This window comes from Methanohalophilus mahii DSM 5219, from assembly GCF_000025865.1.
In the GTDB taxonomy this organism is placed as follows: domain Archaea; phylum Halobacteriota; class Methanosarcinia; order Methanosarcinales; family Methanosarcinaceae; genus Methanohalophilus; species Methanohalophilus mahii.
The window spans coordinates 1612018-1634203 of sequence record NC_014002.1 but is presented as its reverse complement, the minus strand read 5'-3'; the positions used below and the strand labels follow the sequence as shown (position 1 = coordinate 1634203).

The window sequence follows — 22186 nt, the reverse complement described above, 5'->3', positions numbered from 1 at the left end:
TTCTGGTGAATTCGAAATAAGATTAATATAGTCTCAAGTACACTTGCCATAAGTTAAAATAATTAGGTTTATTCTTTATAACTCAGGAGTATTTTTATTATGATCGGTATCTCTTCGTTTGCTTATCACGACTTATCTCTTGGTGAAGCGTTACAAAACATTGAACACGTTGTCAATTGTGCAGAAATCTTTTCCGAAGGAAAACATGATTTATTCAAGCTGAATGAAATCGCCTTTTCCTATGACCTGAAATATACGGTCCATGCTCCCAGTACGGACCTCAATCTGGCAAGTATTCGTGAGCCCATCAGGAACGCAGCCCTTCAACTTGTGGAAGAAATGGCAGACATTTGCAATGAAATTGATGCTGAATTAATGGTTGTCCATCCCGGTTATTTCCCCTTTGCTTATGATATGGATTTTGCATTTAATGCATTCCAAAAATCGTTGCCTGTGCTGGAAAGGATTGGTGAGGATGCCGGTGTACGGATATGTGTGGAAAATATGCCAAAATGGGAATGTTTCCTTTTCAGGGAACCGGATTTTGATATAGGTGCAAATGATTTTGTACTGGATATTGGTCATGCCAACACAATGGGCAATCTGGAGGCTTTTCTTGAGCGTGAGATTTCCCATTTTCATATTCATGATAACCACGGGGATAACGATGAACATTTGCCACCTGGTGAAGGAAACATTGATTTTTCGGTCATAGAGGGATTACTCCGCCAAAGTAACTCCATTAAGATAATTGAGAACAAATCAGCTGAGGATGCTCTTCAGAGTCTTTCTGCTCTGAAAAATATGGGTATCAAATGATCAAATCCAGTTAAATTTATATAGTTACGATTCACTTGAGTTGAGTATGAGTTCTATGGGATGCAGGATATTTCATGCACTTGGCAGTGAAACCCGGGTTAAAATACTGGAACTCTTAAGCAACAAAGAAATGCATATGTCTGAAATTGCCAGGGAACTGGATATTTCAGTACCTGTAGTTTCCAAACATGTAAAGGTGCTTGAAGAATCTGAACTTCTTGAGAGGCATGTTTTCGGTAAGTCCCACGTATTAAAACCCAACAGGAAAAATATTCATCTAGCCGTTGATTCGTTTGCTCCCACAAGAAAAGTGGAAATTGAGAAAGGTGCTTCCCTTATGGAAGCCCTGCGCAATGTGGCAGATATTGATGTCAGGAAAAAGGGAGATAGGGAGATGATTGTTTCTACTGATGGTGAAGAAGGCCTTTTTGTCTATGAGATTGATGGTCAATTCGGGGATAAAAACGTGAATGATTGCGTGCTGGAAGATGACACAATTGTGGACTGGAAAAAACTGGAACCAATAACAAGGATTCGGCTGGATATTCACGTCAAAAAATGACAGGTATCCAATGAATACTTTCAGTCCACTTTCTTGTCTCTTATATAGGCGATGAACCTAGTTACATGTAATGAGTATTCCTTCAGATGGCTATCATTTCACTTTGCATGAAAGAATGCGATACCTTTCCTCGGGTACAAAGTATGACAGCTGTAACCAGAGTGCAGTATGCCACGCTTTTGGGCCTGACGGGCGCTGCATACAATTATACAAGACATTACTGACCAACTACTGTGCCGGAGAGTGTACTTATTGCCCGAATCGCTGCCATAGGGATGTGCGCAGGGTTTCCCTGTCCCCGGAAGAGATAGTTAAGATCACCTGGGGTTTTTACAGGAAAAATGCGATTGAAGGCCTTTTCCTTTCCTCTGGTATAATAGGGGATCCAGAAACAACAACCGAAAAACAACTTCATGTGGCCCGACTCCTGAGAAGTCAGGGGTTTAATGGTTATATCCACCTTCGACTCATGCCCGGTACACCTTTGCATTTGCTGCAGGAGGTAGCCGGGGTTGCCAACAAATTCGGGGTAAATGCAGAAACAACGGGTTCTGTGAACTATTCGGAAATCTGTCCTAATTTCGATTATAAGAAAGATGTCCTGCAGCGATTGAACTGGACCTGCAAATTGATAAGGAAACAGAGGAAACTGCACAGATATGATCGCAAGACCATAGGTGCCAACGATACTCAGTTTGTGGTGGGTGCTCTTGACGAACCCGACAGGGATATTGTGAATACCGTGCATGATTTCATGGAAAAATACCAGTTACGTAGGCCCTATTTTATGAGTTTTGACCCGGTACCTGATACTCCGCTTGAGAATGGTTCAACTTCTCCCAAATGGAGAGAACAGAGGCTCTATCAGGTATCCTATCTTTTGAAAGATTATGGGCTGGATTCCTGCCATATTGATCAAATCTATAATGACGATGGTTTCCTTTTGAATGATGATCCGAAACTCGAACTTGCCCGGGTCAACCCGGAAATGTTTCCTGTAGAAATAAACAGTGCCGATTACTCTTCCCTTCTCAGGGTGCCTGGTATAGGCCCCATAAGTGCTTCCCGTATCCTGCGATCCAGGAGGCCAATTTGTGGGGAGGATGAACTTGCACGTATGGGTGTTGTTATAGGTCGTGCACGTCCTTTCATCAAAATTGGTGGTTCCGGGCAGGCTAACCTTATACAATTTGCAGGAGGATGCACATGATTATTCTCTTTAAGGCCAATGTAACAGGTGTCTTACTGGCCTGTCTGGAATTGAGGAAACGGCCTGAGGCAGATCTTATTTATGCCTGTGATCCCAAAGAAGGGGAGGCTAAGTTGAAAATGTCCAATCCGGAATCTGAAGTAATTCGGGTTGGATTTGATGGAAAGGTCGATAAGCAACCGTTGGTCAAAAGTATTTTTCCCAATGGGTGGCACAGAATAACCAATTTTGATTCTCCTCCCTTGAATTATATAGACCTGGTGCTCAGGCACAGAAAATGCAATCCTGCTGAGCTTGTAAGACTATTGTATAGGTGTGAAGGGGAGGTAGATGGTCTTTATTGTGGTAAAGAAAGACTTTGCAAGCGATATTACAGTTACATGCGTGAGGTCAGGAACAATTATCACAGACTTTGCATGTTTGTGCGGCCAGTTTGCGGGGAAACAGTCCTTTATGCACATGTAACTCCTAAAAACAGTGTGTCTGATATGCTTTGCAGGTGGCTTGCAGTACGCAATCCGGATAGGGCTGTAATTGTTGTTGATGGAACGTTTGCTTATGTATGCAATGGTGAAATCCTGGGGATGCAGCACTTCCTGAAAACATCGGTGGATTCAATACAACATTTGGTTCCTTCTGAAGATTCTGCTAATCTGGAAGAATTGTGGATTACTTACTACAAAAGCCAGATGATAGACAACAGGCGCAACCATTCACTTTCAAAAAAATTACAGCCGCGAGCGGATTCAGGTTATAGTTCAATGTCCAAAAAAGATAGGTATTTTGTAGAGCGGGGTATCCACACATCTACATTACTTGACTTTGGGAATGAGAGGCAAGGTGGTCAATAATATGCAGTCACTGGTTGATGCTCCACGTATAGGAGAAAAGATGGCACAGCGCTTTATATCTCATTTTGGCTGTGAAGAGGACGCCATGGCGGCAATTCTCAGAGGCGATATAGCCAGTATATCGGAGATCGAAGGAGTAGGAAGAAGGTATGCCATATCCCTTGTACACGATGTGAGGTCTACGAAGGATGGTCTTGATATCTCTTCTTTCTTGAAAACCCGGGATTCAGTCGATATCTATGAAAGGATAATCGATTCCATCAAAAATTATGCTTCTACACCTTATGCAAAGGATAAGTTACATACCTATATCCCATATCCTTCAAGCAGGAAAGACCTTATTGACATAAACCGGGACTGGGTTGAAAACCATATGGGATATCTCTTTATGCTCGATGATATGGACGAGATTTCAGCAAGTTTCTCGAGGATAAAACCCCTGAAAAACTCTCCCTCAATTCCCCGGATCAGGGATAGGGTAATTGTCACTTCAAATACCGATGATTACAGCACTTTAAAGGAAAAATACGGTAAAAGTATTGAGGTCCAGCTGGTGGAAGATCCTCTGGAATTTGCAGATGTTGCACGCAGTTATCCCCATGTAATTGCCATAGGAGAACCTTTCCTGGAATATGATTTTCCAGAGGATACTAATCCTGAAATAATAACAAATTCCCGGGATATTGAAGAATGGCATATTTTACCTGAAAAACAAATTTCTTTTTTTGCTTTCAATCATGAACGAATAATGAATGCATTGAATCTCGCAATTACACTGGATAAAGCGGGCATCCCTTCAATAGTCAATGTGGATCTTTCGGATCTTTGCAACCTCATGGCTGCCATTAATCCGGAAGGAAATATTGTTGAAGGAAGGGACGGAGAAATAGACCGGTTAAATCATATTCTGGACAGTGTGGATTCAGAACTTACAAAATATGTAGGGCATTGCAACCGGGAAATAAATGATCTCCTCCAAAAAAGTAGTATTACACTCAGCGGGAATGACATGTTGGGTGTTATCAGGGATGAGGTGGAGTTAAAAGATATTCTTTCACGTAATATATCAGCATCTTTCAGCCAGATAATTAATGACGCCCGGAAAGAATTCATTGAAACTCTTTCAATGAAGCAAAATGAATCCCTCTTTGTGGATTATTTTTTCCCATGTGAACTTTGTTATCCTGTAGAAGCTGACACGTCCCAGTTGCAAAAATTCAAAGAACAGATCAAACAGCAGATATTCCGCAGGGAAGTTACTCATAAAAGGGATATTGCATATGAGTTACACGGCTTCAGGCAACCCCTGAAACAACTTGTTATGAGGTTACTTGATCTGGATGTGGGTTTGGCAGTGGCCCGTTTTGGTCATTCCCTGAAGATGCAACTTGCCGGCTTTGAAGATGAATGTGGTATGAACTTCAAGAATGGAAAAAATATTTTCCTTTGTGAAAAGGGCATTGATGTGGAACCTATAAATTATTCCCTGGGCTCGATAATGCCCCCTTCACAAGTTCCCTCTTCTCCGGTAGTCCTGTTAAGTGGTGTGAATTCCGGAGGAAAAACATCCATGCTGGAGTTAGTGGCTCAATGTACAATTCTTTCTCATATGGGTTTTCCTGTGCCGGCAGATGAATTAAAGATCGGGCCGGTTGATAGTTTGTATTATTTCAGCAAATCCAGGGGCACTCTTGATGCGGGGGCCTTTGAAACGACCTTACGCTCATTTTCAGCTCTGGCAGGGGCGGGATCCAAACTTGTGCTTGTCGATGAACTTGAATCCATTACCGAACCCGGAGCTTCTGCAAAAATCATAGCCGGAATTCTTGAAACCCTTTCTGAAGAATCCAATACAATGGCTATTTTTGTTTCCCATCTTGCCGACCAGATACTGGAAAATACCGACGCTTCCATCAGGGTGGATGGAATTGAAGCAAAAGGACTTGATAATGAATTGAACCTGATTGTTGATCGCAATCCGATTTATAACCATATTGCAAAGAGTACTCCAGAATTAATCGTGGAGCGTCTTTTCAGAAGCGGGGGGGAAGTTGAAAAGGAGTTTTACAGACGTTTGAAAAATAAATTCGAAAAAGGATGCTAATCAGAGGCATCCCTTTGTACTTTTGACCCCTTTGCCCTCGATAACCGTCGCTTTTTTCATTGCTTGGGCAAATGCCTTGAAAAGGGCTTCGATTTTGTGGTGATCATTGTAACCATATACAGTTGCATGTAGGGTGACTTTTGCATTGGAGACGAATGATTCAAAAAAATGCCTTGTTAGCTGGGTGTTGAATTCCCCTACGTTTTCGGATTCAAAGGTTGCGTCCATTACGAGGTAACTGCGTCCTCCTATGTCCATTACTACACTGGCAAGGGCCTCATCCATTGGTATCTTTGCTTCTCCGAATCGGGCAATTCCTGATTTTTCTGCCATTATCCGGTCAAAAGCCTGTCCCATTACTATTCCAATATCCTCTATCAAGTGATGGCCGTCTACTTCCAGATCACCTTTAGCATCTATTGTAAGGTCAAAACCTGAATGTCGTGCAAAACATACCAGCATGTGGTCAAAAAAACCGATTCCTGTATTTATCTGTGAATCCCCTTTGCCATCGATGTCAATCGTAAGTTCTATGCTGGTTTCTCTGGTAGTCCGGGATACAGTGGAAGATCTTGGCATACTTACTCTCCACCAGAAGTATCCACTCTGATTGTATTTATCGCTTCTGTAAGGGTAAAATTACCTGCATAAAGGGCACTCCCTACCACAACACCGCAGGCACCGGTCATTTTCAATGTCATTATGTCTTCCAGGGTGGTAACTCCTCCAGAAGCAATCACCGGTATTGTAAGTTCATTAACTAGCTCTGTTGTGGGTTCTGTGTCCACACCTTCCATTAATCCTTCTTTGTCTATGTTGGTGAACAGAATGCTTCCTGCACCTTTTTCTTCAAACATTTTCCCCAGTTGTACCGCAGTATACTCGGATTGCTCGGTCCATCCCTTTGTAGAAACCTTACCATTTTTTGAGTCCAGGGCAACATTAATGTTTTCGGGTTTGAATTGCCTGGCAAGTCTTTCAACCAGATCAGGATTTTGGACAGCTGCAGTGCTTAGTATCACCCTGTTAGCTCCCATGTGAAGCAGGTTTGCAGCATCCTCAAAAGAGCGAATTCCACCACCTACCTGTACTTCGACTCCTTCCCTTTCACATAGCATAATGATTTTTTCTATAATCGGGGCATTTTTCCTTTTACCTTCGATGGCGCCGTCAAGATCTATCAGATGCAGGGTTTTTGCTCCCTGTCCGATCCACTTAATCGCAACTGCTTCGGGATCATCAAGTGAAATACGTTCCTGGTCTGGCAGTCCCTGTATCAGCTGGACACATTTACCATTTTTCATATCTACAGCGGGGATGACCTCAAATTCCATTATTTACTCTCCTCAGGGTATCATTCTTTCGATGGGTACAACCAGTATGTCTGATGCACCTGCTTTTTTCAGTTCGCTGACTATTGCAAAGACCTGTTCTGCATCAATAACGGCATGTACTGCATGGGTGGAATTTTTTGATTCTACTTTCATAACAGTCGGGCCTGCAAGACCGGGCAGGATGTCTTTGATAGTTTCCAGTTTGCCTGATGGCACATTCATCATAAGATAGCGTTTTTGCTTTGCATGGAGTACGCTTTCAAGGGCTGTTTTTATGTGCTGGATCTTTTCTTCCCTTTGGGAACTTTTAGCATTTGAAATCAGGTACACAGAAGAGCTGAACACATCTGCAATTTTCCTGAGATGGTTTGTCACAAGGGTTGTGCCGGAACTGGATATATCAACGATTGCATCCGCAATTCCCACATGGGGTGTCATCTCGCAGGCACCACTTACTTTGATTACTTCAATTGGGATGTCAATATTTTCAAAATATTTCTCTGTAATATTTGGGAATTCAGTAGCAACCCGCATGTTTTTCAGGTCTTCAGCAGTTTTAATCCCTGATTCTTCAGGGACTGCAAGTACCAGTTTTGCCCTCCCGAAATGCAGGTCCAGCATAACTTCAACTTCCGCATCAGTTTCATCTATAAGATCAAGCCCGGTAATTCCCACGTCTGCAGCTCCGTCCTGCACATATTCTGGAATATCTGCCGCTCTGGCGAATAAAAAGGTCATTTCTGGGTCAGTTGTTTTTGCAAAAAGTTTCCGGCTTGATCCTTCCAGTACCGGGAGACCTGCTTCTTTGAAGAGTTTCACGGTCGGATCGTGGAGTCTGCCTTTATTTGGTATTGCAATGCGTATCATCCTGGTTGCCTCTGGAATCTGGGTCAACATTTCCAATACTTTCATTGCATATAAAGGTTTGATGAAGAAAAACAGCCAGGTATCTATTACCTTTAGTAATTAATTCATTTACCTATAGTATCCAATTTATATAGAATGGGTTTTTCCTTTCATCACAGATTTGATAATTGGGGCTCATTTAATTCATATTTCAGTGTTTTCATGAGGTTTGTTTATGCGGAACATAAAAGTTGAACAACTTGTCCAGACACCTGTGGAAAATCAGGAGATAGAGCTTGTTGAACGTAAGGGGCTGGGACATCCAGATAGTATATCTGATGGAATTGCAGAGGCCGTAAGCCGCGCCCTTTGTGCGGAATATATTGAAAAATGCGGTGCTGTACTTCATCATAATACGGATGAAACCCAGATTGTTGCAGGTCGTTCTTCCCCTGCTTTTGGAGGTGGGGAGGTCATCAAGCCAATCTATACTCTTCTTGTGGGGCGGGCTACAAAGGAATTTAACGGTGTGGAAATCCCGGCTGAGACAGTGGCTCTCTCGGCAGCACGTGATTACCTGAGGAATAATATTGTAAATCTTGATCTTGAAAGGGATATTATCCTTGACTGCAAACTCGGTACGGGTTCTTCTGATTTGAGAGATGTTTTTGGCCGGGAAAAAGTTCCTACTGCCAATGACACATCTTTTGGTGTCGGGCATGCATCTTTTTCCGAACTTGAGCGTATAGTGTATGACACCGAGAAGCAGCTTATAGGTGATATGAAAGGAAAATTACCTGCAATAGGTGAAGACATCAAGGTCATGGGATTGCGTGAGAACGATGATATTTCCCTGACTGTTTGCTGTGGAATGGTTGACAAATATGTTGATGATATGGATGCCTATGTTAGTTTCAAGGAACAGATGAAGGACTATATCCTGGATCTTGCTGGCAAATACACCGACAGGGACGTTAACGCCTATATCAATGCTGCCGATAAAACCGGGGGTGGTTGTGGCTGTATCTTCCTGACGGTAACAGGTACCTCTGCGGAAATGGGGGATGATGGTTCTGTTGGTCGGGGTAACCGGTGTAATGGTTTGATAACTCCGAACAGGCCCATGAGTATGGAGGCAACAAGTGGTAAGAATCCTATCAACCATGTAGGTAAGATCTACAATTTGCTTTCTACTCAGATGGCCTGGGATATTGTGGAAGCCGTACCTCAAGTAGATGAAGTATATGTGCGTCTGCTATCACAGATAGGTAAGCCTATTGATCAGCCAATGGTTGCCAGTATCCAGGTAATTCCCGAAGAAGGGGCAAATTTTGCTACGCTTCAGGATGATGCCGAGGCGGTTGCCGACGAGTGGCTTGGTAATATAAGCAAGATTACCGATCTTGTTATGAATGGGGCAATTGACACTTTCTGAGGGCAGATACCCTCTTTTTATTCTTTTCAGTGGTATTTGAATTCTGTTTTTCATTTTTGCTTTTAAGCGCTGGTGTAATTTCCTGTGTATTTTGGATTTATATACTTCTGAAATGGGAATTCGGCGAAAAGTCTATATAAGATTGTGAGGATGAGAATATCTCGCTGAGTAATGTCCCGCCTTAACTCAGTTGGTAGAGTGCGCGGCTGTAGTATGGTTTGTGTGGATTATCCACATACCGCGCGGTTACCGCGATGCCCCCGGTTCGAGTCTGGGAGGCGGGACCAAACACCTCTTTAGAAGAGGCGTAAACAAAACCCTTATATACAATTAAATGTATTAGGGTGCTGCTCTTGTGAGCGGAAAAGTGTGCCCGGACATTGTCCGAATAGTGTAGAGGCCTATCATGGGGCCCTGTCGAGGCCCCGACCCGGGTTCGAATCCCGGTTCGGGCGTACAAAACTTTTCCGAAAGGCCCCGGTTTTTCCGGGGCCAAAACTCACATCTAATTTTGTTTTCTATAATTTTGTCACTGGGTAGTATCATTACTGTTTTAATAGCACGCCTGCTCATGTGTATATACAATTAATTATTTCAAATAGGATAATTTTTATGTAGTTCTCATCCTTAGTTGTTTCAGGATGTCGGATAAAATATTGCCATGGAACAGAAACACAGATCGATACGTATTCAGATTGTTCTGTGTCTTTTTCATCTTCACAGCATCTTTTTCTACAGGCGTGCTTGCTAATGATTCCTATGCAGTTACTGAGGTCTATTGTAATGGTGAATTATACCCAGAATATTTTACTCCTTCTCCTGTTCTGCATGCAAATGAGTCATTCTCACTGGCAGTTGAGATGACTGTACAGCAGGCAAGTGTTGTCGATGTCAATCTCAATCAGCATATTCTGGATTCTGGCGCTTCTCTGGAAATACAGACAGGCCCATGTGGATTCAATTCAACTCATTCGCGTGAGTTTGCCCCAAATGAAACATTTACTTATAGGTGGATAATCAGGGAGGCAGAAAATACGACATCTGCTCCGGTTCCGGTTGAATTCCGCTATTCAATTAATCAGGTAAACTCTCCTGAGTTAACTATTGAGCATTCTTCTATTGTTGTCACTCCCTATATCACGGATGAATGTGTTGAAGATGAGATATGGGATGATAATTATCCTCTCTCTTTAAATTCCTACATTCCACGATCTGAATCATCTTCGGGGTTTACATTTGTTGGTTTGGTTAGTCCTCTTTTTGTTTTTGCAATAGTGGGTTTACTGTTGCTTTATCGCAAAAATGAATAATATTGTGATTTTATGGTTTCCAGAACAATTGAAAAGCTACAAGTATTATGAGTAAATTGAAACCATCGGATAGACTTTTATACGTATATCTCTCCCTCTTATCCAATAATCGTTGATGTGATCATATGTCTTATAATATACTTGAAACACGCAATCTAGTTCCGGATGTGCACCTCATGAAGGTCGAAGCTCCGGATATAGCAAAAGCAGCGAAAGCGGGACAATTTGTAATATTACGTATTGATGAAAGCGGGGAACGCATTCCTCTTACAATAGCCGACTTTGATGTTGATGAGGGTTCTATAACTGTAATCTATCAGGTAATGGGCAAGACTACCAGGCAATTAACAACCCTCAAGACGGGGGAAATTTTGCAGGATTTTGTCGGTCCTCTGGGCACTCCCTCGGATATCCGCAAAATCGGCACAGTATTAATGGTTGGGGGTGGTGTCGGTGTGGCTCCTGTTTTCCCACAGGCACGTGCATATCGTGAAGCAGGTAACCATGTAATATCGATAATTGGCGCCCGCAATGAAGCAATGCTTATTCTTGAAGATGAAATGGCAGAGGTAAGCGATGAACTCTATGTGGCTACTGATGATGGGAGCAAAGGACATCACGGTTTTGTAACCGATATTGTCAAGGATATTCTTGATAGTGACCAGCAGGTTGACCGTATTGTTATAATAGGTCCGCCTATAATGATGAAAGTAGGGGCGGGTGTAACTGCCTCCTATGGCGTGGAAACCCTTGTAAGCCTCAATCCAATTATGATCGATGGTACCGGGATGTGTGGTGGTTGCCGTGTGTCTGTTGGCGGAGAAACCAAATTTGCATGTGTGGATGGCCCGGAATTCAATGCAGCAGGTGTGGACTTCGACCTCCTGATGAGCAGGCTTTCCCTTTACAGGCCGCAGGAAAAGCAAGCTCTTGAAAATTACAACACAAAATGCGGGGGTGATTGTAGGTGTCACTGAAACAGGAAATGCCTGAGCAAAAACCAAAGGAAAGAATTGGAAACTTCGGTGAAGTTGCATTGGGGTACACAGAACAGCAGGCTGTAACTGAGGCGACACGCTGTCTTGAGTGCAACAATCCTCAATGTGTGGCAGGATGTCCTGTTAATATTGATATCCCCGGTTTTGTATCACAGATCAAGAATAAAGACTTTGAAAGGGCAATAGGTATACTCAAGGACTCCAATGCCCTCCCGGCAATCTGTGGACGTGTTTGTCCTCAGGAAGAGCAGTGTGAGAAGTTCTGTGTACTTGGGAAAAAGGGTGATCCTATTGCCATCGGCAGGCTTGAGCGTTTCTGTGCGGATTATGAAAGGGGTGCAGGAGTGAAATTCCCTGAAAAATCAAAATCCAGCGGAAAAAACGTTGCTGTCATTGGTGCAGGTCCTGCGGGACTTACCGCAGCAGCAGAGCTTGCAAAAGCGGGGCATGGTGTAACTATTTATGAAGCCCTCCACGAACCAGGCGGAGTCTTAACCTACGGTATACCCGGATTCAGGCTACCCAAGGACATTGTCAGGCAGGAAATAGATTACATCCGTAATCTTGGGGTTGACATAAAATTGGATTATGTCATAGGAAGGATAAAAACCCTTGATGAACTCCGTGATAAATTCGATGCAGTCTTTATAGGTACAGGTGCGGGTCTTCCCAGGTTCATGGGTATTGAAGGGGAGAACCTCAACGGTGTCTACTCTGCAAATGAGTTCCTCACAAGGGTCAATCTGATGAAAGCCTACCGTTTCCCTGAATATGACACACCCATCAAATGCGGAAATAAGATTGTTGTAGTAGGAGCCGGCAACGTTGCAATGGATGCTGCCCGCAGTGCCCTTCGCCTGGGTGCGGATGCAGTAACAGTTGTATACCGGCGCAGCGAGGCGGAAATGTCTGCGCGAGTCGAAGAAGTTGAACATGCAAAGGAAGAAGGTGTTATTTTCAAACTGCTCACCAACCCGGTCCGTATCCTCGAAGGTGAGAATAAGACCGTTACAGGTGTAGAATGCGTAAATATGGAACTCGGTGAACCTGACGATTCCGGCAGGAGGCGTCCCATCCCAATTGAAGGTTCTGAGCATGTGATCGATGCTGATATAGTAATAGTTGCTATAGGCACCTCTCCAAACCCGGTTATCTTTACAGGTTCTGAAGAGCTTGAAACTACTTCAAAGGGCACAATAGTTGTCGATGAGGATACTATGTCATCATTGGAAGGATTATGTGCAGGTGGTGATGTGGTTACCGGTGCTGCAACTGTAATCAGTGCAATGGGTGCTGGCAAGCAGGCAGCTGCAACTATTAACCGGTATCTGGTTAATCAATCCTGACGAAAGGTTAATTGAAAAAAGCACATATAAAAACTATAAAATGCAAAAAAAACGCTCCACATTTACCTTTGCTTCCGCAAGCAAAAAGAGTCGTCCAAAAACCAGAAAGACCCGAAATCGGTCTAATAAGCAGGTGCTAACCGACCATATTTTCTGGTGTAGCTCCTGCAATGTGCCTTTAATAGGTCCTGTCTGTGACACTTGTGGCAGTGAAGGTACGAAATTATCCCTTACTTCTCCTTCAGATGTGAGATTTGCTTCTGCTTATGAAAGGGACTTACTTGATGGCCTGCTAAGGCAACTGTATGGTTGTAATCCTTTTGTTGATAGGATCATACTGTTGAACAAGGTTGCCGGGGATGACCGCAATGATGAGGTGCTGGTTGATGGCATACTTATCGGTCATATGTATTTTGATATACTGCAAAAACAATTCAGGTTTGAACCCACGTACATGGGTGCCGGCGTCCTTGTAAACCATACGCATTCAAAAACGGCACATCTTCATTATACCGGGCGCCATCTTAATGGTAAAAAAATTTCCATGGAGGGAATCGATCATTTTTCAGCGGATATTGAAAAAGGTGACCCGGTATTGCTGCGATGTGGAAAAATGGTGGGTATTGGGACCTCTCTTGAGGATTCAGCTAATTTCAGGCCGGGCAAACCTTTGCTCCGGGTCAAGAAAATCAAAAAAAATTCTGCAAACCTGAATCATCCAGCGCCTTCCATGGATTCTGTCATCAGGGCCAACCACACTTCTCTCAAAAAAATAGAATCCAATGCTATAAACATGATAAAAGGAATTGGCAATGACCCCGCCTATTCTTCCTTCCCGGTCAACGTATCATTCAGTGGCGGCAAGGATAGTCTGGTTGTGCTGGACCTTGCCAGAAGGGCACTGGATGTCAGCCGTCTCAGGGCAATTTTTCTCAATACGGGTATAGAATTTCCTGAGACCGTGCAATTTGCACATGATTTTTGCAATGACAATAGTATAGAACTTATTGAAAAAAGGGCAGAGAATGATTTCTGGGATAATGTGGAAAGTTTCGGTCCCCCGGGCAAGGATTTCCGCTGGTGTTGTAAAGTCTGTAAACTGGCCCCTGCGAATTCGGCTTTTGAGTCCTGCAGTGCAGAGAATCCCTGTCTTGCAGTTGACGGGAAACGCAAATATGAGTCCTTTTCCAGGCAGGAGACCGCACCAACAGAGGCCAATCCCTTTGTGCCGGGCCAGCTGAATGTTTTTCCAATCAGGCAGTGGAGGGCTATTGAAGTCTGGTTGTATATCTACTGGAAAAACCTTGCTTATAACCCCCTCTATGACATGGGCTTTGAAAGGGTGGGCTGCTATCTTTGCCCTTCTACCCTTGAATGTGAATTCGAGAGGGTCAGGCAATTGTTCCCCGACCTGTATGAAAGATGGATGGCATACCTGCAAAAATGGACGGCTTCAAAGGGCCTGCCCCCTGAATATGCCGAATATGGTTTCTGGCGCTGGCAGCAGCACCCTCCTAAAATGCTTGCCCTGGCAAAACAGCTGGGAATATCTATCACACCCCTTGAAACAGAAGATTTCAGCATAAGTGCAGTTTCCGGGCATTCTGTCTGTAGCGGGGGTGATTTTTCTGTAGAGGCCGGGATACGCGGGGTGTCGCTGTCAGAAGCAGCGGATGTAATGAGAATGCTGGGTAATGTCGTATATTCCCCTGAGATAGGTGTTGTCCTCGCAAAGGGCCGCTCATATACGGTTAAATTCTTTGCATCGGGTAACTTGAAAGTTACAGCTGCTGACAGGAAACTTGCAGACAGGATGTACAGGAATGCATGCCTGCAGTTGCTACGTATTGCCCGTTGCAGTGGCTGTGGGGTATGTCTCAACGCATGTGATAAAGGTTCCATCGAATTGAAAAACGGCAAAATAAAAATTCATGATTCATGTACAGGATGTGGAAAATGCAACGAGTCCTGTGTGGTAATCCGGTATGCTAATCGTATCATTCCTGACATTTGATGCGCTGCTTTTAATATAATGAAATAGTAATGTAAGGTAGTTTATTCAGAGAATATTATCAGTAATGTAAGGGAGTTTCATGGAGTTAAAAGATATAGACGGTGTATCCGTAATTATCGAAAACAGGTGGAAAATACTTGCTTTACTTGCTTTTTTCATTCTTTTCCTGGCTCTTGTGAAAATCCTTTTGCCTCTTGCAGACGGTATCGTGTTGGGTCTGGTTTTTGCCTATATATGCAGGCCTATATATGACAAGATAAACAAGAAAAACCATTACGGGGCATTCATTGCGACAATGTTTATCGTAACTCCTCTTGTTATCATCATAGGCACCGGTTTTGTAGAGATATTCAGACAGCTTATCTGGGTAATCGAAAACCAGTCACAGGTCCTTGAGATCATATTTGATTTTATAAGGGCAATATTGCCTGGTACATATTTTGAACGTGTCAACCAGCTTGTTTGGGATTCATCGCTTTCGATTCTTTCTTTTGCAGGTAGTCTGGGTTTTGTTTCATATGCCAAAAGTCTGGGTATGTTTATGATCAATCTGGTTGTGGCAATCTTTGTTTGCTATTTCCTGTTGCTTGAAGGTGAGAAACTGTATGCATCAGCAGTGTGTATTGCCCCAAAGGGAACCCAATTAAATACAGGCCGCTACCTTAGGGAGCTGGATCGGATACTGAGTGGAATATTTATAGGTAATGCCTATGCTGCTCTGACTGTAAGTACGATTTCAGTAGTTGTGTTTTATGCCTTTGGTTTATCTCATATACTGGCACTTGCGACCCTGATATTTATTGCTTCTGTGATTCCCTTTTTTGCAGGTTATATGGTGCTTCTGATTCTATCTGTTATCAGGTACATAGAAATGGGCGCAGAGGCTGCAATTATCTTTTTCATTGTGTCATCTATAGTAATATACGTCCCGCCTGAACTTTTCCTGCGTCCGTATTTTGTGAGTATGAAATCCCAGATACATCCGGTCGTACTTGTCGTGGTATTTCTGGGTGGAGGTTTTGTAGGGGGAATAGCAGGATTCTTTGCCGCTCCGGTACTCCTGGGGGCTTTGGTAGCGGCTTACCGGGTATATATTGACAATTCGAACAGTCAGGATACTGAAGATACCGGCAAGGATTCGGATGAAGCATGCCTTACAGATGATTCCATTTGAAAAAGGTTAATAAGGATTGTTCCAATTTATCCAGAAGACCCGAGGTGAGTTTATGCAATTATTGCTTATCCATTCCGATTATATTGAATATGAAGTGAAAAAAAGTACTCCTGTTGCAGAGCAGATAGAGGATTCCTTCAAAAAAGGTAGGCTAGATGAAGCTTTGACCGTTTTCATGGCGGTGGAAGGTACTGATGAGGCAAACCCGAAAGATGTAGCTGAAAAGGCTGTTGCTGAGATCAAAAAGACTGCATCCCAGGTAAATACAGACAGTGTAATGCTGTATCCTTATGCCCATTTAAGTTCCGACCTTTCTTCTCCGAAGATTGCGGTTTCTGTAATGAAGGATATTGAAAAGAGTCTTATTGATTCATTTAATGTAAAACGTGCTCCTTTTGGGTGGTACAAAGCATTCAAAATCAGTTGCAAAGGGCATCCCCTATCTGAACTTTCCCGAACTATCAACCCTGAAACTGAATCTTGTGGTGAAGGCGTAGATACAGAGGAAGAAGTTGTATCTGAAGCTCTGAAAGCCGAAAGTACGGCCAGATCTTACTGGAAGGTCCTGACTCCTGACGGTGTGCTGCATGATGTTGATGGTTTCAACTTCAACGATCATGCGAATCTCGGTACCTTTGTGGATCATGAAATCTCCAAAAGCAGGGCTGTGGAGAAGGTGCCCCCTCATGTTGAATTGATGCGCAGACTTGAGATTGCTGATTATGAACCCGGGTCAGATTCCGGTAACATGCGTTATTATCCCAAAGGCAGGCTGATAAAATCCCTGCTTGAGCGTTATGTGCTGGATTCTTCTTCCAGGGAAGGAGCAATGGAAGTAGAAACACCTTTGATGTACGATATGAACCATCCAACTCTCAAGAAGTACCTGGATAGATTCCCTGCACGTCAGTATTCCATCGAATCCGATAAACGCCACATGTTTTTGAGATTTGCTGCATGCTTTGGTCAGTTTTTGATGAGTCATGATATGACCATCTCCCACCACAACCTCCCGATGAAGATGGTGGAACTTACACGTTACAGTTTCCGTAAGGAACAGAGGGGAGAACTGGTGGGCCTGCGCAGGCTGCGGGCTTTCACTATGCCGGATATGCATACCATGTGCGGGGATATGGACCAGGCTGTCGAACAATTCGGCCGCCAGTACCAGATGTCAATAGATGTGCTGAAAGATGTCGGAATAGATGTCTCCGATTATGAAGTTGCAATCAGACTTACCCGGGACTTTTATGAGGAGAACAAGGACTTCATCACTGCTCTTGCAAAGAAAGTCAATAAACCTGTTCTTGTGGAAATGTGGGAAAAACGTTTCTTCTACTTTGTGCTCAAGTTCGAGTTCAATTTTGTGGATGCCCTGAAAAAGGCAAGTGCGCTTTCCACAGTCCAGATAGATGTGGAAAATGCAGAACGATACGATATTAAGTACATCGACCAGGCCGGGGAGGCCAAAAGACCTGTCGTATTACATTGTTCGCCCAGCGGAGCAATTGAGCGTTGTATTTATTCCCTGCTGGAAAAAGCCTCGATGAAGGCCGAAGGGGGAGAAGTCCCGATGCTTCCTGTCTGGTTATCACCCACACAGGTCAGGGTCATACCCATTGCAGAGCGACATATGGAATTTGCCGAAGAGGTTGCATCACGTATTCAGTGTCGTGTGGATATAGATGACAGGGAAGAAACAGTAGGCAAAAAGATACGTAATGCAGGGCAGGAATGGGTGCCCTATGTGGTAGTTGTTGGTGACAGGGAAGCCGAAAGCGGTAAAGTCAATGTTACTGTGAGGGAAGAATCCAAACCAAAGAAGCCTTCCAAGGTTGAGATGTCTGTGGATGAACTCAACAGCCGCATTCTTAAAGAGACTGCCGGGATGCCTCAGGGTCACCTGCCTCTTGCACAAAAACTTAGCATGAGACCAAGATTCATATAATATCATCTCGAAAATTAATTTATGGATATGGAACGTGCAATAATACATGTATCCGGTATTGTGCAGGGTGTTTTCTTTCGCTCCTTTACCATGCAGAAAGCATCCGACATCGGGCTTACCGGTTATGTGGTAAACCTCTCGGACGGCAGGGTCAAAGCTGTTGTCGAAGGCAGCAAGAAAAAAATAGATGCCCTTTTGGATGCTCTCAAAGAGGGTCCTCCTGCATCCCAGGTCAGAGATGTCGAAATAGTTTGGGAGCCACCAACAGGCGAATTTAAAGATTTCAGTATCAGGAGATAATTCATCTCCTGTCCACTACTCTTTTTGGGCGCCCCTTTACTTTATAGAAATCCATCTCACCTTCAGGAAGGAAATTGAATAATATCTCAAAGGCCTCCTCATTATAGGCATCCTGCAGGCCAGGTTTGTATTGCAGGAAACTTTTCAGGAAGTTCTCCTGAACATTTTCACGGTCACATATTTCGGGTTCCTCACATTCAAGACTTACCCGTAAAGTGGTGTTTCCTGTTTCTCCGTAAAGGAATGCCTCATATTCGCCGGTCAGGTATTCCATGTTATCCCTCTGGAAAACTCCTTTTTCGACGTCCACACGGTTGAAAGGTGTCTCTTCCACCCAGAATGTCTCGGCTTCCCTTTGAGGATTTAATATTCGCATGTGTGTCCTTCCACATTCACATTTATCCCTGGAGACAACTACGGTCGTGTCTTCAGTATCGTAATTTAACAGCAGGCTTCCACACCTTTCCCCTGGTGCAAGTAATGTTGTTAGCACGATCCTGCCGCATTCACCATCTTTTACAAAGGTCTTTTTGTGTGGGTCATAGACATCCAGATGCACAATATCCTCGGGTACATGCAATCCGTTTTTCATTCTGCACTCCCCGCACATGGTACCTTCGGTGCTTCCATAGGTATTGTAAACCGGACAGTCCCATACCTCTTCAAGATATGTCCTGGCTTCTTCTGCAAAACTTTCCCCGCCGACCACCATTTTGTTAATTGAGGTTTCGGGGGGTTCTATTCCCTGTTTTCTAAGCCTTTTTGCAAGACGTAGCAGTTTGAATACACTTGCAACAATACCGGTGGGCTGGTAACTTTCAAGTATTCGGGGAGGGAACGTGCATTTTCCTTCGGGTATGATTGCCATGCCAATATCCCGGGCTGCAAGGGTCATCGTGTTTGCTCCCACGTTCATGCCATAGGAAGCGCACATGATTACCCTGTCATCTTCATTAAAATTCTGTGATACAAAACTTCTGCCATATTTCTGGGCGTACCTCTGCCAGTCTGCCCATGTAAGGAAAAATGATTTGGGTACCCCGCTGGTTCCACTGGTCTCATGCACGGTATAGACATCTTTCCAGTCTACACTCTTGAAACGAAAATCCGGTGTTTCAGGAGGCTGGTTGTTTCTTATGGTGTCACTTGTAACAATTGGTAACTCCAGCAAATCCTCATGGGTGGAGATGTCTGCGGGTGTGACATTATTTTCCCTGAACCATTTTCTGTAAAATGGCGAATTTTCTGCTGCATACTTGACAGTATATTTAATCCTTTCATCAACAAGGTTATCCAGTTCTTCTCTTCCTAAGTTTTCCATTTCAGGGTTAAAATAAGGGATAAAATCATCCTCCTTATTTATCAACGGATAGTCTCTTCAACTATCTCATATTCTATGGAAGAAACTTCTCTCTCAAGAGGGGTGACTCCCAATACATCTCGCAATTCTTCGATACAGTCCATACATATATGGACTTTCCCTATTATTTTCCCTGGTTCGGCGTCTTTTTCGGATCCACCCTCTATGTCGTAATCCATACATTCTTTTCCACAAAATATACAGCTCAAAAAACCCCTCCTTCTTATTATATTTTGAAAAGATTTCTATATATTACTTTCGACCCTCAACGGAAGGGTTATTTTTATAAATTTTCCATTTATATGGCTATTGATGTTTTCTTTTTTGAACAATAGTTCCTTGACACCCTCTTCGATGTATGAAATTAAGAGAAGATATGAACTGCTTGATGAATTGCTGAAAGAGCTCATCAAATGTTCTGATGAAGGTGACATTATTCTGGTTGAAGGAAAAAGGGATGTTTCTTCATTGCGTAGCCTCGGCATACATGGTCCTATCAAAAAAGTAACTCATATTCCCCTGCTTGAGCTATCCGAAAAACTGCGGGAAATGGATCGCTGTGTTATTATTCTGACTGATTGGGATAGAAGGGGAAACATGCTTGCGGATAAGATTTCTACAGATCTGGAATATATGGATGTCGTTGTGGATACTTCTATCAGAAATAGATTGGTGTCCCTTGTTCAGAAGGATATAAAAGATGTTGAAAGTCTTGACAGCCACATGAAAAAAATGAAAGATACTGTTTTACAACAGTATTAGTGAAGTAATTCCCGAGAAGTTGTCCTGCCACATTTGCGGCAGTAGTAAAGGACATTGGATTTCATCTTCATTATTTTTAACTTTTCCCTGCATTGGGTGCATGTCTTAGAGGAGGCTGCTTGCATCATAATACCTCCTCAGGCAAGTATAGTTATCGAATCAAGGCGTGCTGTTCCCTTGACTGTCCAGTAATCGCATACATTGCAGTATTCTATTCCATTTTCATTGACTTCCATTTCAGAATGACATTTTGGACATATGTTCAGTCTTGTCATATTTAATCTCCCCATACATTTTTGAAAAAGGATTATACTAAAAGTAAATTATTTGTACCCCACTTTTTAGTAAATCCCGTTTGTACATATAGGATTATTTTTGTATTTAAACGTAGTGGAACAATTCAACTTGTTTTCCACAAATACTTTTTTCATGTATCCTTGAACTGTCAGGCATTTCGCATGAATGAATATCCAAAAAGCAGGATGGTTACTACAAATCCGGCGATTCCCAATTCATTGGTTGCTGTGTCTGCGAACCTTTCTGAGCATCAACCTGTTTTTACATCTTCCCTATTAAATATGTATTGTTATATTTTATGGAATAGCTTTAATTAACATATGTGAATTTTCTTCCCTATGAGCAATGTAGTAATCATAAGATACGGTGAACTGTCCCTGAAAAGTATGGGTGTGCGCAATTTTTTCGAACGTACACTGGTTAATAACCTTAAAGCAATGCTTGAGCAGGAGGCGGTTTCATATAATAGGGTTATCAGGGACAGGGGCCGTATTTTTGTCGAATCCGATGATCCAGTAGCCGCAGAGGTGTGTTCGAATGTTTTCGGGGTAGTCTCTACCTCTTTTGCCCGTAAAGTAGATTCAAATTTGAAATCAGCCGCAGAGGAATGTGCTGAAATGGCCGGTGATTTCATCGCAGAATCCGAATCATTTGCAATCCGTCCACGTCGCTCGGGAAATCATTCCTTTACCTCCGCGGATTTAGGAAGAATTTGTGGCGATGCAGTTTATGAGAAACTTGAATCACTGGGAAGGAACCCTTCAGTGAATCTTGATAACCCTGATAAAGAGATCTTTGTGGAAATGAGGCAAAACGCCGCTTATGTCTTTACTGGTATCTCCAAAGGTGTGGGTGGTCTTCCGTTAGGTACTCAGGGGAAAATGGTAGTTCTGCTATCAGGGGGGATCGATTCCCCGGTTGCTGCCTGGTTGCTGATGAGAAGGGGTGTAAAGGTCATTCCTGTATTCTGCAACAATGAGCCCTTTTCCGATGAGGCAACACGGCAGAAAGCCATCAAATGTGTGAAAGTGCTTAACGATTGGTCTGCCGGCACCCCCATGAAAATGTATGAAGTTCCCAATGGGAAAAATCTGCAGGCAATTCGGGACAACTGTTCACTTAAAAATACATGTATATTGTGTAAGAGGACGATGTACAGGATCGCTTTTGAAGTTATGGAAAAAGAAAAAGCATCAGGCATTATTACCGGGTCATCCCTGGGTCAGGTGGCTTCCCAGACAACCTACAACCTGCATGCTGAAATTTATGGCCTGGGATTTCCTATATACCACCCCCTGATAAGTTTTGATAAAACTGAGATTATCGATATGGCCAGGAAGATAGGTACATTTGAAATTTCCACTCTGAGTTCTGCAGAATGTGGAGCAGTTCCGGAACGTCCGGAGGTAAGGGCCATGTATGATGCTGTAGTCGAAGAAGAAGCAAAACTGGATATTGATGGTCTTATTGCCGATTCCCTGGCAAATGCCAATATATTGTATGAGTTTGAGTGAAA

Annotated in this window: 22 protein-coding genes and 2 tRNA genes; 17 read left to right on the top strand and 7 right to left on the bottom strand. The window is 43.2% G+C overall.

Translation table 11 applies throughout. From position 1 onward, the window contains the following. Positions 1-99: 99 nt before the first annotated feature. The 5 genes from MMAH_RS08200 (at position 100) to MMAH_RS08180 (ending at position 5546) form a co-directional block, all read left to right on the top strand. The gene (locus MMAH_RS08200; RefSeq protein ID WP_013038082.1) at positions 100-819 is read left to right on the top strand and encodes a sugar phosphate isomerase/epimerase family protein; all 720 of its coding nucleotides are present in this window, start codon (positions 100-102) and stop codon (positions 817-819) included. 46 nt (positions 820-865) lie between these two features. Next, positions 866-1381, top strand: coding sequence for an ArsR/SmtB family transcription factor (locus MMAH_RS08195; RefSeq protein WP_013038081.1), 516 nt, complete (start codon positions 866-868; stop codon positions 1379-1381). 70 nt (positions 1382-1451) lie between these two features. Continuing rightward, the gene (locus tag MMAH_RS08190; protein ID WP_013038080.1) at positions 1452-2591 is read left to right on the top strand and encodes a radical SAM protein; all 1140 of its coding nucleotides are present in this window, start codon (positions 1452-1454) and stop codon (positions 2589-2591) included. After that, positions 2588-3442, top strand: a complete 855-nt coding sequence (locus tag MMAH_RS08185) for a DUF4130 domain-containing protein (protein ID WP_013038079.1) — start codon at positions 2588-2590, stop codon at positions 3440-3442. Before MMAH_RS08190 ends, MMAH_RS08185 begins: the two co-directional genes overlap by 4 nt. Before the next feature lies 1 nt (position 3443). After that, a complete protein-coding gene (locus MMAH_RS08180; protein WP_013038078.1) occupies positions 3444-5546 on the top strand; it encodes a MutS-related protein in 2103 nt (700 codons plus the stop codon). Here MMAH_RS08180 and hisB read toward each other — a convergent pair whose 3' ends face one another. The 3 genes from hisB to hisG are packed head-to-tail and all read right to left on the bottom strand — an operon-like array spanning position 5547 to position 7747. Continuing rightward, a complete protein-coding gene (gene hisB / locus MMAH_RS08175; protein ID WP_013038077.1) occupies positions 5547-6125 on the bottom strand; it encodes an imidazoleglycerol-phosphate dehydratase HisB in 579 nt (192 codons plus the stop codon). It abuts the gene before it with no gap. A gap of 2 nt (positions 6126-6127) precedes the next feature. Then, the gene (gene hisA, locus MMAH_RS08170; RefSeq protein ID WP_013038076.1) at positions 6128-6880 is read right to left on the bottom strand and encodes a 1-(5-phosphoribosyl)-5-[(5-phosphoribosylamino)methylideneamino]imidazole-4-carboxamide isomerase; all 753 of its coding nucleotides are present in this window, start codon (positions 6878-6880) and stop codon (positions 6128-6130) included. Positions 6881-6892: 12 nt separating this feature from the next. After that, entirely contained in the window at positions 6893-7747 is an 855-nt protein-coding gene (hisG, locus tag MMAH_RS08165; protein ID WP_013038075.1) for an ATP phosphoribosyltransferase, read from the bottom strand. 214 nt (positions 7748-7961) lie between these two features. Between hisG and MMAH_RS08160 the strand changes: the two genes are divergently transcribed. From MMAH_RS08160 to MMAH_RS08115, 10 genes are all read left to right on the top strand, one after another. Next, on the top strand, positions 7962-9161 hold the full coding sequence (locus MMAH_RS08160) for a methionine adenosyltransferase (protein WP_013038074.1): 1200 nt from the start codon (positions 7962-7964) through the stop codon (positions 9159-9161). A 175-nt stretch (positions 9162-9336) separates the two neighbouring features. After that, positions 9337-9448 (top strand) — tRNA-Tyr (locus MMAH_RS08155). Positions 9449-9543: 95 nt separating this feature from the next. Further along, positions 9544-9616: transfer RNA gene (locus tag MMAH_RS08150), tRNA-Asp, on the top strand. Between the two features lie 186 nt (positions 9617-9802). Continuing rightward, positions 9803-10471, top strand: a complete 669-nt coding sequence (locus MMAH_RS08145) for a sarcinarray family MAST domain-containing protein (RefSeq protein WP_013038073.1) — start codon at positions 9803-9805, stop codon at positions 10469-10471. A gap of 125 nt (positions 10472-10596) precedes the next feature. Beyond that, positions 10597-11448, top strand: coding sequence for a sulfide/dihydroorotate dehydrogenase-like FAD/NAD-binding protein (locus MMAH_RS08140; protein WP_013038072.1), 852 nt, complete (start codon positions 10597-10599; stop codon positions 11446-11448). Next, positions 11439-12815, top strand: a complete 1377-nt coding sequence (gltA, locus tag MMAH_RS08135; RefSeq protein WP_013038071.1) for an NADPH-dependent glutamate synthase — start codon at positions 11439-11441, stop codon at positions 12813-12815. Before MMAH_RS08140 ends, gltA begins: the two co-directional genes overlap by 10 nt. Positions 12816-12855: 40 nt before the next feature. Beyond that, positions 12856-14829 carry a phosphoadenosine phosphosulfate reductase domain-containing protein gene (locus MMAH_RS08130; RefSeq protein ID WP_013038070.1) on the top strand — a complete coding sequence of 658 codons (1974 nt, stop codon included), beginning with the start codon at positions 12856-12858 and terminating at the stop codon, positions 14827-14829. A gap of 79 nt (positions 14830-14908) precedes the next feature. Next, positions 14909-16003, top strand: a complete 1095-nt coding sequence (locus tag MMAH_RS08125) for an AI-2E family transporter (protein ID WP_013038069.1) — start codon at positions 14909-14911, stop codon at positions 16001-16003. 52 nt (positions 16004-16055) lie between these two features. After that, complete coding sequence (locus MMAH_RS08120) at positions 16056-17951, top strand: threonine--tRNA ligase (protein WP_013038068.1); 1896 nt, start codon at positions 16056-16058, stop codon at positions 17949-17951. Positions 17952-17978: 27 nt separating this feature from the next. After that, positions 17979-18251, top strand: coding sequence for an acylphosphatase (locus MMAH_RS08115; RefSeq protein ID WP_245526216.1), 273 nt, complete (start codon positions 17979-17981; stop codon positions 18249-18251). A gap of 1 nt (position 18252) precedes the next feature. Here MMAH_RS08115 and ftsA read toward each other — a convergent pair whose 3' ends face one another. Both ftsA and MMAH_RS08105 read right to left on the bottom strand, forming a co-directional pair. Beyond that, the gene (gene ftsA / locus MMAH_RS08110; protein WP_013038066.1) at positions 18253-19617 is read right to left on the bottom strand and encodes a coenzyme F390 synthetase; all 1365 of its coding nucleotides are present in this window, start codon (positions 19615-19617) and stop codon (positions 18253-18255) included. Further along, positions 19614-19820, bottom strand: coding sequence for a hypothetical protein (locus MMAH_RS08105; protein ID WP_048902178.1), 207 nt, complete (start codon positions 19818-19820; stop codon positions 19614-19616). Before MMAH_RS08105 ends, ftsA begins: the two co-directional genes overlap by 4 nt. A gap of 103 nt (positions 19821-19923) precedes the next feature. Between MMAH_RS08105 and MMAH_RS08100 the strand changes: the two genes are divergently transcribed. Further along, positions 19924-20373 carry a toprim domain-containing protein gene (locus MMAH_RS08100; RefSeq protein ID WP_157198721.1) on the top strand — a complete coding sequence of 150 codons (450 nt, stop codon included), beginning with the start codon at positions 19924-19926 and terminating at the stop codon, positions 20371-20373. Here MMAH_RS08100 and MMAH_RS10795 read toward each other — a convergent pair. Then, complete coding sequence (locus tag MMAH_RS10795; RefSeq protein ID WP_281033884.1) at positions 20370-20501, bottom strand: hypothetical protein; 132 nt, start codon at positions 20499-20501, stop codon at positions 20370-20372. The genes MMAH_RS08100 and MMAH_RS10795 overlap by 4 nt on opposite strands. Positions 20502-20510: 9 nt before the next feature. After that, positions 20511-20648, bottom strand: a complete 138-nt coding sequence (locus tag MMAH_RS10605; protein WP_013038063.1) for a hypothetical protein — start codon at positions 20646-20648, stop codon at positions 20511-20513. Between the two features lie 360 nt (positions 20649-21008). Between MMAH_RS10605 and thiI the strand changes: the two genes are divergently transcribed. Next, positions 21009-22184, top strand: coding sequence for a tRNA uracil 4-sulfurtransferase ThiI (gene thiI, locus MMAH_RS08095; RefSeq protein ID WP_013038062.1), 1176 nt, complete (start codon positions 21009-21011; stop codon positions 22182-22184). The last annotated feature ends 2 nt before the right edge of the window (positions 22185-22186 follow it).